The sequence below is a fragment of the Streptomyces sp. NPDC048106 genome (genome assembly GCF_040706415.1).
In the GTDB taxonomy this organism is placed as follows: Bacteria; Actinomycetota; Actinomycetes; order Streptomycetales; family Streptomycetaceae; genus Streptomyces.
On the sequence record NZ_JBEZND010000080.1, the window covers coordinates 1 to 14,906 of the forward strand.

A 14,906-nucleotide genomic window follows, 5' to 3' on the forward strand; every position below is an offset into this window, starting at 1 on the left:
ACAGCACATAATCCACAACCGACCGATGCTCAACCACCACACCCTTCGGCCGACCCGTCGAACCCGACGTATAAATCACATACGCCGGAACACCCGCACCCAACGGCGCCACACGATCCACATCAGAGAGATCGTGCCCCGGCCGCGTCTCAAGGGCGCGCGCGATGGCCGAATCATCCAGCAGGACGTGAGGAATTCCCTCAGGCAGAACACTTTCCGCGCCGAAGCCCGTGACCACGCACATCGGATCGGCGTCGGCAAGAATGTAGGCGATGCGGTCGGCGGGATAGGTGGGGTCGATCGGCACGTACGCCGCCCCCGTCTTCAACACCGCCAGTAGTGCGATGACCAGATCGGCCGAGCGGGGCAGGGCAACCGCGACGAACCGCTCCGGACCCGCACCCCGCTCGACCAGCAGCCGCGCGAGCCGGTTCGCCCGCTCGTTCACCTCGCCATACGACAGCTCCACACCCTCGAACACGACCGCCACGGCATCCGGCGTCCGAGCCACCTGCTCCTCGAACAACACCGGCAGCGTGCCGTCCGCCACCGCGGCGGAGGTGTCGTTCCACTCCTCCAGCACCAGCCGCTGCTCGGTGTCACCAAGGAAGCGTGCCCGGCTGACCGGCTGCTGCGGGTCCGCCAGGACCTCCTCCAGCAGACGCGTCAGCCAGCCCGCCATCCGCTCGATCGTGGAGCGGTCGAACACATCCGTGGCGAACTCGATCCCACCCGAGATCCCGGCCGGCTCACCCGACCCGGTGAAGGACTCCGCCAGATTGAACGACAGGTCGAACTTCGCCGCACCCGTACCACCAGGCCCCGCCTCCACATCCAGACCCGGCATCGCCAGATCCGACACCGGGGCGTTCTGGAACGCCAACGCCACCTGGAACAACGGATGACGCCCCATCGAGCGGGCCGGGTTCAGCACCTCCACGAGACGCTCGAACGGCACGTCCTGCGCACCGAACGCCCGCAGATCCGTCTCCCGAACCCGCTCGACAAGGTCAGCAAAGGACGGATCACCCGACACATCCGTCCGCAACACCAACGTGTTCACGAAGAACCCGACGAGATCGTCCAGGGCCTCGTCCAAGCGACCCGCGACCGGCGAACCGATCGGGATGTCGTCGCCAGCACCGAGCCGGGACAGCAGGGCAGCCACCGCGGCCTGCATCACCATGAACACACTCGCCCCACGCTCCCGCGCAAGACTCACCACACCACGATGAACCCGCTCACCGAACGCCAACCCCACGACGTCACCCGCGTACGAAGCCACCACCGGACGCGACCGGTCGAACGGCAGCGACAACTCCTCGGGAATAGCGGCGAGTTCACTGCTCCAGAACTCCACCTGAGCGGCGCCGACACTCCCCGGATCATCCTCGTCACCAAGCAGCTCCCGCTGCCAGAGCGTGTAATCCGCATACTGCACCGGCAGCAAGTCCCATTCCGGAGCCGCCCCCTCACACCGCGCTCCATAGGCCACCGCCAGGTCACGCGCCAGCGGACCGAGCGACCACCCATCACCCGCGATGTGATGCACCACGGCGACCAGCACGAACTCACCCGGCGCGACATCGAACAGCCACGCCCGGACCGGGATCTCCGTTTCGAGGTCGAACGCGTAGCTCGACGCCGACTCCACATCGGCCGAGATCCGCTCGCTGTCGCTCTCCCGCAGCACCAGCGCCGGCGCCGCATCCTCCACCGACAAGATCCGCTGATACGGCTGCCCCTCCACCTCCCCGAACACCGTCCGCAAGCTCTCATGCCGGCCCACAACATCCACCAGAGCCGCATTCAGCGCGGCGACATCCAACGCCCCCCGCAACCGCACCACCAACGGAATGTTGTACGTCGCACTCGGCCCCTCCAACCGCCCCAAGAACCACAAACGCCGCTGAGCAAACGACACCGGAACCCGCTCCGGACGCTCAACCGCCCGCAACACAGCCCGCCCCACACCAGCACCCGCAAGCCGCTCCACCAACCCCGCAACCGACGGAGCCTCGAACAACACACGGATACCCAGCTCCACACCCAGCACCGACCGCACACGACTCACCAACCGAGTCGCCAACAGCGAATGCCCACCCAACTCAAAGAAGTTGTCATCAATGGACACGCGCTCCACGCCGAGCACCTCAGCGAAGACCTGGCACAGGACCTCCTCCTGCGGGTTCCGCGGAGCACGGCCGGCCGTGCCGGCGGTGAACTCGGGCGCGGGCAGGGCCCGCCGGTCCAGCTTCCCGTTCGGCGTCAACGGCAACGCGTCGAGGACGAGAACCGCCGACGGGACCATGTACTCCGGCACCGCAGCAGCCACGAACGCACGCAACCCGGCAGGGTCAACGACAGACCCACCGTCAGCGACGACATAACCGACCAGCCGCTTGTCACCCGGCCGGTCCTCACGCACCACCACCGCGACCTGAGCAACCCCCGGATGCCCGGCCAGAACGGACTCGATCTCCCCCAGCTCGATGCGGAAGCCGCGGATCTTGACCTGGTCGTCGGCGCGGCCGAGGTATTCGATCTCGCCGTGGGTGTTCCAGCGCACCAGGTCACCGGTCCGGTACATCCGCGCGCCCGGCGCCCCGAACGGGTCCGCGACGAAACGCTCCGCCGTCAGACCAGGCCGATCGTGGTACCCACGGGCCAACTGCACACCCGCGATGTACAGCTCGCCCGTGACACCGACGGGGACGGGGGACAGGCCCGCGTCGAGGACGTACAACCGCGTGTTCCAGACGGGCCGTCCGATCGGCACCGTCGTCCCCACCGGGGTCTGGCACTCCCACCACGACACGTCCACCGACGCTTCCGTGGGCCCGTACAGGTTGAACAGCGGCACATCCAGCACCTGCCGGAACCGGTCCACCACCTCCGGCGGCAACGCCTCACCACTGCACACCACCCGCCGCAGCCCACCACACCGCACGGCGGCAGGCTCCTGGAGGAACACCTGGAGCATCGACGGCACGAAGTGCACCGTCGTCACCCGCTGCCCGGCGATCAGACCGGCCACGTACGCCGGATCCCGGTGACCACCGGGCCGCGCCACCACCAGTCCCGCACCCACGACCAGCGGCCAGAAGAACTCCCACACCGACACATCGAAACCAGACGGCGTCTTCTGCAACACCCGGTCATCGGCCGCCAGCCCGAACCGGTCCTGCATCCACAGCAACCGGTTCACGATCCCCCGGTGCTCGACCACCACACCCTTCGGCCGACCCGTCGAACCCGACGTATAAATCACATACGCCGGAGACCCCGCCCCCAAAGACGCAAGCCGCTCGGAGTCGGTGAGATCCCCGGCTCCCTGCGCGCCAAGTGCCCGCTGGGTGGCGAGGCCGTCCAGGAGGATTCGGGCCGTGTCGGCCGGCAGCTCGACGCCACTGTCCTCGACCGTGATGACGGCCATCGGGTTGGCGTCGGCCAGGATGTAGGCGATGCGGTCGGCGGGATACTCCGGGTCGATCGGCACATACGCCGCACCCGTCTTCAGCACCGCGAGCAGCGCGATCACCAACTCGGCGGAACGCGGAAGAGCGACCGCGACGAACCGCTCGGGGCCCGCACCCCGCTCGACCAGCAGGCGCGCCAACCGGTTCGCCCGCTCGTTCACCTCGCCGTACGACAGCTCGACACCCTCGAAGACAACCGCGACCCCGTCCGGCGCCTTCGCAGCCTGCGCCTCGAACAGTGCGGGCAGCGTGTTCTCGGGGACGTCGTGACGGGTGTCGTTCCACTCGCTGAGCACCTGGCCCAGCTCGGCGTCGTCAAGGATCCGCGTCCGGCTGACCGGCTGCTGCGGGTCCGCCAGGACCTCCTCCAGCAGACGCGTCAGCCAGCCCGCCATCCGCTCAACCGTCGACCGGTCGAACACATCCGTGGCGAACTCAATCCCACCCGAGATCCCGGCCGGCTCACCGGTCTCGGTAAAGGACTCCGCCAGATTGAACGACAGGTCGAACTTCGCCGCACCCGTACCACCAGGGCCCGCCTCCACTTCGAGACCCGGCATCGCCAGGTCGGACACGGGTGCGTTCTGGAACGCCAACGCCACCTGGAACAACGGGTGACGTCCCATAGACCTGGCCGGGTTCAGCACCTCCACGAGACGCTCGAACGGCACGTCCTGCGCACCGAACGCCCGCAGATCCGTCTCCCGAACCCGCTTCACCAACTCCGCAAACGACGGATCACCCGACACATCCGTCCGCAACACCAACGTGTTCACGAAGAACCCGACCAAGTCGTCCAGGGCCTCGTCCAACCGACCCGCGACCGGTGAACCGATCGGGATGTCGTCGCCAGCACCGAGCCGGGACAGCAGGGCAGCCACCGCGGCCTGCATCACCATGAACACACTCGCCCCACGCTCCCGCGCAAGACTCACCACACCACGATGAACCCGCTCACCGAACGCCAGCTCCACCACGTCACCCGCGTACGAAGCCACCATCGGACGCGGCCGGTCGAACGGCAGCGCCAACTCTTCCGGAATGCTGGCGAGTTCGCCCTTCCAGAACTCCAACTGGGCGGCACCGACGCTCTCTGCGGCCTCCTCGTCTCCGAGCAGCTCACGCTGCCAGAGCGTGTAATCCGCATACTGCACCGGCAACGGCTCCCACCCCGGAGCCGCACCCTCACACCGCGCCGAATACGCCACCGCCAGATCCCGCGCCAACGGGCCAAGCGACCACCCGTCACCCGCGATGTGATGCACCACCGCGACCAGCACGAACTCACCCAGCGCCACATCGAACAACCACGCCCGCACCGGAATCTCGGACTCAAGGTCAAACACATACCCCGACACCGACTCCACATCGGCGTCCAGCGTCTCCGGCGAACTCTTCCGAACCTCTACCGCAGCGCCGGCCTCCTCAACACCGAGCACCCGCTGATACGGCTGCCCCTCCACCTCCCCGAACACCGTCCGCAGGCTCTCATGCCGGCCCACGACATCCACCAGAGCCGCATTCAGCGCGGCGACATCCAACGCCCCCCGCAACCGCACCACCAGCGGAATGTTGTACGTCGCACTCGGCCCCTCCAACCGCCCCAAGAACCACAAACGCCGCTGAGCAAACGACACCGGAACCCGCTCCGGACGCTCAACCGCCCGCAACACAGCCCGCCCCACACCAGCACCCGCAAGCCGCTCCACCAACCCCGCAACCGACGGAGCCTCGAACAACACACGGATACCCAGCTCCACACCCAGCACCGACCGCACACGACTCACCAACCGAGTCGCCAACAGCGAATGCCCACCCAACTCAAAGAAGTTGTCGTCGATCGACACCCGTTCAACGCCGAGCACCTCAGCGAAGATCTGGCAGAGGATCTCCTCCTGCGGATTCCGCGGAGCACGGCCCACGCCATCAACGGCAAACTCCGGAACCGGCAGGGCCCGCCGGTCCAGCTTCCCGTTCGGCGTCAACGGCAACGCGTCGAGAACGAGAACCGCAGACGGCACCATGTACTCCGGCACCGCAGCACCCACAAACGCCCGCAGAGCCTGCGGATCAAGCACCACGTCGGCGGCAGGGACGACATAACCGACCAGCCGCTTGTCACCGGGCCGGTCCTCACGCACGATCACCGCGACCTGAGCAACCCCCGGATGCCCAGCCAGAACGGACTCGATCTCCCCCAGCTCAATCCGGAAACCACGCACCTTCACCTGGTCATCGATACGCCCCAGGTACTCGATCTCCCCGGCCGCGTTCCACCGCACCAGGTCCCCGGTCCGGTACATCCGCGCGCCCGGCACCCCGTACGGGTCGGCGACGAAGCGTTCCGCGGTCAGACCGGGACGGTTGAGATACCCGCGCGCCAGACCATCACCCGCGATGTACAACTCACCCGCGACACCCACCGGCACCGGGCACAGACCCGCATCCAGCACATAGGCCGACACGTTGTCGATCGGCCGCCCGATCGGCGGAGTCCCCTCCACAACGCTCCCGGCATCCGCATGCCAGTACGTCGTATACACGGTCGCCTCGGTCGGACCGTAGATGTTCGCGACCCGCGCCCCCGGCATCGCCGCCTGGATGTCACGAACCGTATGCGCGGCCAGCGCCTCACCAGCCAGAGCCACCACACCCGGACGCGCACCACCCAGCGAACCGGACAACAGATGCGAGAACGCCGACGGCACCCCACTGACCAGGCTCCCCGCCAGCACCCCAGCATCAAGATCGGCCAGAGACAACAAGTCCTGGACCACCTCGATACTCCCACCGGCCACCAGCGGGCTGAAGATCTCAAACACAGAGACGTCGAAGTTCAACGACGTCGACGCCACCACCCGCGACAACCGCCCGAACCCAAACCGACGACCCGCCCACCCCAGCAGATTCACCACCGACCGATGCTCGACCACCACACCCTTCGGCCGACCCGTCGAACCCGACGTGAAGATCACATACGCGGGAACGTCCGCACCCAACGAACCCAGACGCTCGGCGTCGGCGAGGTTGTCGTGCCCGGCAGCGGCCAGCCGTGCCACAGTCTCGGGCTCGTCCAGGAGGATTCGGGCCGTGTCGGCCGGCAGCTCGACGCCACTGTCCCCGACCGTGATCACGCACATCGGGTCGGCGTCATCGAGGATGTAGGCGATGCGGTCGGCCGGGTAGCCCGGGTCGATCGGCACATACGCCGCACCGGTCTTCAGCACCGCCAGCAGCACGATCACCAGCTCGGCGGAACGCGGAAGGGCAACCGCGACGAACCGCTCCGGACCCGCACCCCGCTCGACCAGCAGCCGCGCGAGCCGGTTCGCCCGCTCGTTCACCTCGCCATACGACAGCTCCACACCCTCGAACACGACCGCCACGGCATCCGGCGTCCGAGCCACCTGCTCCTCGAACAACACCGGCAGCGTGCCGTCCGCCACCGCGGCGGAGGTGTCGTTCCACTCCTCCAGCACCAGCCGCTGCTCGGTGTCACCAAGGAAGCGTGCCCGGCTGACCGGCTGCTGCGGGTCCGCCAGAACCTCCTCCAGCAGACGCGTCAGCCAGCCCGCCATCCGCTCGATCGTGGAGCGGTCGAACACATCCGTGGCGAACTCGATCCCACCCGAGATCCCGGCCGGCTCACCCGACCCGGTGAAGGACTCCGCCAGATTGAACGACAGGTCGAACTTCGCCGCACCCGTACCACCAGGAGCAACGTCCACATCCAGACCCGGCATCACCAGATCCGACGCCGGGGTGTTCTGGAACGCCAACGCCACCTGGAACAACGGATGACGCCCCATAGACCTGGCCGGGTTCAGCACCTCCACGAGACGCTCGAACGGCACGTCCTGCGCACCGAACGCCCGCAGATCCGTCTCCCGAACCCGCTCGACAAGCTCCGCAAACGACGGATCACCCGACACATCCGTCCGCAACACCAACGTGTTCACGAAGAACCCGACGAGATCGTCCAGGGCCTCGTCCAAACGACCCGCCACCGGCGAACCGATCGGAATGTCGTCGCCAGCACCGAGCCGGGACAGCAGGGCAGCCACCGCGGCCTGCATCACCATGAACACACTCGCCCCACGCTCCCGCGCAAGACTCACCACACCACGATGAACCCGCTCACCGAACGCCAACCCCACGACGTCACCCGCATGCGAACCCGCCATCGGACGCGGCCGGTCGAACGGCAGCGCCAACTCCTCGGGCGAGCCATTCAGTTCATTCCGCCAGAACTCCACCTGAGCGGCGCCGACACTCCCCGGATCGCCCTCGTCTCCGAGCAACTCCCGCTGCCAGAGCGTGTAATCCGCATACTGCACCGGCAACGGCTCCCACTCCGGAGCCGCACCCTCACACCGCGCCGAATACGCCACCGCCAGATCCCGCGCCAGCGGACCGAGCGACCACCCGTCACCCGCGATGTGATGCACCACCGCGACCAGCACGAACTCACCCGGCGCCACATCGAACAACCACGCCCGCACCGGAATCTCGGACTCAAGGTCAAACACATACCCCGACACCGACGCCACATCGGCGTCCAGCGTCTCCGGAGAACTCTTCCGGACCTCTACCGCAGCGCCGGCCTCCTCGACACCGAGCACCCGCTGATACGGCTGCCCCTCCGCCTCGCCGAACACCGTCCGCAGGCTCTCGTGCCGGCCCACGACATCCACCAGAGCCGCATTCAGCGCGGCGACATCCAATGCCCCCCGCAACCGCACCACCAGCGGAATGTTGTACGTCGCACTCGGCCCCTCCAACCGCCCCAGGAACCACAAACGCCGCTGAGCAAACGACACCGGAACCCGCTCCGGACGCTCAACCGCCCGCAACACAGCCCGCCCCGCACCAGCACCCGCAAGGCGTTCCACCAGCCCCGCAACCGACGGAGCCTCGAACAACACACGGATGCCCAGCTCCACACCCAGCACCGACCGCACACGACTCACCAACCGAGTCGCCAACAGCGAATGCCCGCCCAGTTCAAAGAAGTTGTCGTCGATGCCGACCTCATCGACGCCGAGCACTTCCGCGAACAGCTCACACAGCTGCCGTTCCTGCGCCGTCCGCGGGGCACGACCCTCCGCGCGTGCCATGAACTCCGGGGCCGGCAGGGCCCGCCGGTCCAGCTTCCCGTTCGGCGTCAACGGCAACGCGTCGAGGACGAGAACCGCCGACGGGACCATGTACTCCGGCACCGCAGCAGCCACGACCGCACGCAACCCGGCAGGGTCAACGACAGACCCACCGTCAGCGACGACATAACCGACCAGCCGCTTGTCACCCGGCCGGTCCTCCCGCACCACCACCGCGACCTGAGCAACCCCCGGATGCCCGGCCAGAACGGACTCGATCTCCCCCAGCTCGATCCGGAAACCACGCACCTTCACCTGGTCGTCCAGACGCCCCAGGTACTCGATCTCCCCGGCCGCGTTCCACCGCACCAGGTCACCGGTCCGGTACATCCGCGCGCCCGGCACCCCGAACGGGTCCGCGACGAAACGCTCCGCCGTCAGACCAGGCCGATCGTGGTACCCACGGGCCAACTGCACACCCGCGATGTACAACTCACCCGCGACACCCACCGGCACCGGAGACAGGCCCGCGTCCAACACATACAACCGCGTGTTCCAGACGGGCCGCCCGATCGGCACCGTCGCCCCCACCGGGGTCTGGCACTCCCACCACGACACGTCCACCGACGCTTCCGTGGGCCCGTACAGGTTGAACAGCGGCACATCCAGCACCTGCCGGAACCGCTCCACCACCTCCGGCGGCAACGCCTCACCACTGCACACCACCCGCCGCAGCCCACCGCACAACTCCGCGGCAGGCTCCTGGAGGAACACCTGCAGCATCGACGGCACGAAGTGCACCGTCGTCACCCGCTGCCCGGCGATCAGACCGGCCACATACGCCGGATCCCGATGCCCACCGGGCCGCGCCACCACCAGCCCCGCACCCACGACCAGCGGCCAGAAGAACTCCCACACCGACACATCGAAACCAGACGGCGTCTTCTGCAACACCCGGTCATCGACCGCCAGCCCGAACCGGTCCTGCATCCACAGCAACCGGTTCACGATCCCCCGGTGCTCGACCACCACACCCTTCGGCCGACCCGTCGACCCCGACGTATAAATCACATACGCCGGAGACCCCGCTCCCAAAGACGCAAGCCGCTCCGAATCAGACAGATCACCCGTCGCCTGCGCATCCAGCGCCCGCCGGGTAGCCGGATCGTCCAGCAGGATTCGAGTACTGCCCTCGGGCAGCACACCCTCCGCACCAAGACCCGTGATCACGCACATCGGATCGGCGTCATCAAGGATGTAGGCGATGCGGTCGGCCGGATACTCCGGATCGATCGGCACATACGCCGCACCCGTCTTCAGCACCGCGAGCAGCGCGATGACCAGCTCGGCGGAACGCGGAAGGGCGACAGCGACGAACCGCTCAGGGCCCGCACCCTGCTCGACCAGCAGCCGCGCCAACCGGTTCGCCCGCTCGTTCACCTCGCCGTATGACAGCTCGACACCCTCGAAGACGACCGCGACCGCGTCGGGCGCCTTCGCGACCTGCGCCTCGAACAACTCGGGCAGCGTGCTGTCCGGCACCGCGGCGGAGGTGTCGTTCCACTCCCCCATGACCAGGGCGCGCTCCGCGGGGTCCACCATCTCGGCGCCGGCCACCGTACGACCCGGGTCCGTCCGCACCGCTTCCAGCAGGCGCAGCAGCCAGCCCATGATCCGCTCGGCGGTCGACTGGTCGAACAGGTCGGGGCGGTAGTCCAGCCACATCCGGAGGCGTTCGCCGGGGACCGCGACGAGGCGGAGGGGGTAGTGAGCGGCGTCCTTCACCTCCATGGACTCCACATGCAGCCCAGCGTCCGTCAGGTCCAGGGACTGCGGGTCGACGGGGTAGTTCTCGAAGACGATGCAGGTGTCGAACAGTTCCTTGGTGCCGGCCAGGCGGTGCAGTTCGGGCAGGCCGATGTGGTGGTGCTGGAGCAGCTGGGCCTGGGTGTCCTGGAGGTGCTGCAGTCCGGTCTGGAGGGATTCGAAGGGCACGACCCGCATGCGGACGGGGATCGTGTTGATGAGCATGCCGATCATCGAGGCCGCGCCGGCGAGTTCGGGGGATCGGCCCGAGACGGTGGCCCCGAAGGTGACGTCGGAGCGCCCGGTGAGCCGGCTGAGGAGGATGCCCCAGGCGCCCTGGACCGCGGTGTTCAGCGTCAGGCCGCGGGCGCGCAGTTGCCGGCCCAGGGCGGCGGTGTCCTCGGCCGAGAGTTCGGCGTGGACGCGCTCGGGTACCGCCGAGCCCTGGCGGGTGGCGCCCGGGGCGACCAGGGTCTCGCCGTCCAGGTCGGCGAGGACCGCGCTCCATGCCTCGCGCCCGGCCTCGCGGTCCTGGTTCGCGACGTGGGCGAGGAAGTCCCGGTACGGCGCCACGCGCGGCAGCGCCGACTCGTCGCAGCGGTTCGCGTAGAGGGTGAACAGCTCCCGCATGAACAGCGGCATCGACCATCCGTCGAGGATGAGGTGATGGTTGATGAAGACCAGGCGGTGCAGGTCGGCCGCGATCCGGATCAGGGTGAAGCGGAGCAGGGGCGGCCGGGCGGGGTCGAAGCGGGTGGTGCGATCCTCGGTGACCAGCCGGGCCGCTTCGCGTTCGGCCTCCTCCCGGCCCTGCGCGCTGAGGTCGAACTCGCGCCACGGGAGCGGCACTTCGGTCGGGATTACCTGGACGGGTTCGCCGGTCTTCCGCTGCCGGAACGAGGCCCGCAGGTTCGGGTGCCGTCGCAGCACGGTCTCGGCCGCCGCCCGCAGCGCCTCGGCGTCCAGCGCGCCCTTGAGGTCGAACGCCCACTGGACGGTGTACACGTCCGTGTCGGTGGGGTCGAAGAGGGAGTGGAAGAGCAGGCCCTCCTGGAACGCGGACAGAGGCAGAATGTCTTGGATACGCGGCCGGCCGGTCACCAGGTCCCCCACTCGGAGTCAAGTTCGCTTGCGAAGTCGTCGATCTCGCTCTGGCTGATGTCCACCAGGGAGAGGTCGGACGGCGTAGGGCCGCCCGCATCGGGGCGCCGCGCGTGTGCGGCGAGCGCCGTCAGGGCGCGGAACCAGGTGTCGGCCAGGTCGCGCATGGTCGTGTCGGTGAAATGGGCCTCGGACCAGGTCCAGCGGACGGTGAGGCGGGGGCCGTCGGGACGGTCCCCGGCGACGGCACTGATCTCGATCGCGTGGTCCGAGGCCGTCTCGGCGTCACCGGTGCCGGACAGGACCCATTCGGGTTCGGTCGTCCAGTCACCGCCGTCGCCGTCGAGGACTCCGAGGTAGCTGAAGCGGATCTGCGGCGCGGGCAGAGCGGCCAGTGCGGGCCGGCTGTGCGGGTTCAGGTGACGCAGCAGGCCGTAGGCGGTGCCGTTCTCGGCGTACTCGCGTACCTGCTCTTTGATCCCCTTGAAGGCGCGGCCCAGGTCGGCCCCGCCGGCCCAGACGTCCCGCCAGTCGACCTCGCCCGGGTCGAGCAGCATGGGGTGGACGGTCGTGAAGCAGCCCACCGTCGCGGACAGGTCGGCGGGCGCGGGCAGACAGTCGCGTCCGTCGCCCTCCACGTCCAGCAGTACGGCCGTGCCCTCGACCGAGCCGTGGCGTCGGCGCCAGTCCGCCACCGCCAGGGTCAGCGCGGCGAGCAGCACGTCCTCGACGCCGGCATGGAACGCGGCCGGTACGGTCGTCAGCAGAGCGGCCGTGTCTGCCTCGGGCAGCCGGAGGGTCATGCGGGTTCGCGGCGCGCGGGCTTCCCCGGTGTCGTGGTCGCAGGGGCAGGCCCCCAGGCTGTGCTCGCCGGCCGTGAGTGCCTCGGTCCAGCGGTGCGACCCGCCCGACTGCTCGCTGTCCGCGGCCAGTTCGGCCAATCTGCCCGCCCAGGTACGGAACGAGATGACCGGGCGGGTCAGCGTGGGCGTCGTACCGCTCGCGGCGGCGGCGCAGGCAGCCGCGAGGTCCGCCAGCAGGATCCGCCAGGACGGCCCGTCCACGGCCAGTTGGTGTACGACCCACAGCAGCCGCCCCCGCGTCAGCGGTCCGGCATCGAACCAGGTGACCGTGGACGCGACACCGCCCTGAAGGTCCAACTCGGCTGCCGCACACCCATGTTCACGGCATACGAGGGCGTCGACCTCCTCGTCCGTCAGTCCGGCGACGTCGATCCGGTGGAATCGTTGGCTCCTGGGAATCCGGGGAGTCAGGTCGGTCAGGTGAGTCGGGTCCTGGGTATCGACCGCGTCCCGTCCCTCCACACGCAACGTTGTCGTCCGGTCTTCCGCCTGCTCGGCACGCAACCGCAGTGCATCGTGCCGCGCCACCACGGCGCTCAACCCCCCGCGCAGTGCCTCGACGGTCAGACCGGCGGGGGTCCGTACGACCATGGCCCGGTGGAAGTCGTCAATCGGGCGGCTGGTCTCAACCAGTCGTGCCAGCACGGGAGTTGATGCCAATTCACCGATGCCGGCGTCCACGTCCTCCGAGACGTCCTCGGTGAGGACGGTCGCCACGGGTGCCAGGTCGCGGACGTTCCGCAGCCGGTACACGTCCCTGGGTGCGATGCCCAGCCCGGACTGCCGCGCCCGGTGCACCGCCTGGATCACCAGGATGCTGTCGCCGCCGAGTTCGAAGAAGTTGTCGTCGATGCCGACCCCGTCGACCCCGAGGACTTCCGCGAACACCCGGCACAGGGCTTCTTCGAGCGCGGTCCGCGGCTGCTCGCCCTTCGTTCCGGTGGTGAACTCCGGTACGGGCAGGGCTCGGCGGTCCAGCTTCCCGTTCGGCGTGAGCGGCAGCGCGTCCAGCACCATGACCGCCGACGGGACCATGTAGTCCGGCAGCACACCGGCCACATGCGCGCGCAGGGCGTGCGGGTCGAGTGCCGCTTCGGGGGCGGGGACGACGTATCCGGCGAGGCGTTTGTCCCCGGGCCGGTCCTCCCGTACGACCACCGCGGCCCGGTCGACCCCCGGGTGCCCGGCCAGGACGGATTCGATCTCGCCCAGTTCGATACGGAAGCCGCGCACCTTCACCTGGTCGTCGACGCGCCCCAGGTACTCCAGTCGCCCTGCCGCGCTCCACCGTGCCAGATCCCCGGTCCGGTACATCCGCGAGCCGGGAGCCCCGAACGGAGCGGCCACGAACCGCTCCGCCGTCAGCCCCGGACGGTTCACGTACCCGCGCGCCAGGCCGGCACCGGCGATGTACAACTCGCCCGCCACGCCCACCGGCACCGGGCACAGGCCCGCGTCGAGGACGTAGACCTGGGTGTTGGCGATCGGACGGCCGATCGAGGAGACCCCGCCCGCGGCCCCCCGGACCTCGTCCGCCGTGGACCAGATCGTCGTCTCGGTCGGCCCGTACAGGTTCGTCACCGACGCGGTCCGGGCCACCAGCGTCCGGGCCAGCTCACCCGGCAGCGCCTCACCACCGACCAGCGCCCGTACCCCGGCCAGCTCGTCCCCGGCATCGGCGACGACCGCGTGCCACAGACTCGGCGTCGCCTGCATGACCGTCACCCCGGTGGAGGCGATCAGCGACCGCAGCGCGAGCGGATCACGTACCTGCTCCGGCGCCGCCGGCACCACAGCCGCGCCATGAAGCAGCGGCAGATACAGCTCCAGACCGGCGATGTCGAACGCGACCGTGGTCACCGCCGGTAAACGGTCGCCCGCGCCCAGGCCGAACCGCTCCTGCATCGACGCCAGAAAGTTCACCAGCGCCCGGTGCTCGACCACCACGCCCTTGGGCCGCCCCGTCGAACCCGAGGTGAAGATCGCATACGCCGGCACGCTCGCACCCAACGACCCCAGACGCTCCTCGTCCCGGAGGTCGCCACCCGCCTGTGCCCCGGCCACCTCCCGCGTTGCGGGATCGTCCAGGACGATCCGCTTCGTTCCGGCCGGTACCTCGACTCCGCTGTCCTCGACCGTGATGATGGCCATCGGGTTGGCATCGGTGAGGATGTAGGCGATGCGTTCGGCCGGGTACTCGGGGTCGATCGGCACGTATGCGGCGCCGGTCTTGAGTACCGCGAGCAGCGCGATCACCAGGTCGGCGGAACGCGGGAGGGCGACGGCGACGAACCGCTCGGGGCCCGCGCCTTGCTCGATCAGCAGGCGTGCGAGTCGGTTGGCCCGCTCGTTCACCTCGCGATACGACAGCTCGGTGCCCTCGAAGACGACGGCGGCCGCGTCGGGTGTCTTCGCGGCCTGCGTCTCGAAGAGTGCGGGCAGCGTGTTCTCGGGGATGTCGTGGCGGGTGTCGTTCCATTGGTCGAGGAGGAGTGTGCGTTCTGCGGGGTCGGTCAGGTCGGTGTGGTGGATGGGGGTTTGGGGGTGGGTGGCGAGGGTGG

The 14,906-nt window shown here is 68.8% G+C and carries 2 protein-coding genes; both read right to left on the reverse strand.

All coding sequences use genetic code 11. From position 1 onward, the window contains the following. Nucleotides 1–11,494: amino acid adenylation domain-containing protein (locus tag AB0927_RS40020; RefSeq protein WP_366672791.1), on the reverse strand; the 11,494-nt coding region annotated here is incomplete at its 3' end. After that, nucleotides 11,479–14,906: amino acid adenylation domain-containing protein (locus tag AB0927_RS40025; RefSeq protein WP_366672792.1), on the reverse strand; the 3,428-nt coding region annotated here is incomplete at its 5' end. The genes AB0927_RS40020 and AB0927_RS40025, both read right to left, overlap by 16 nt.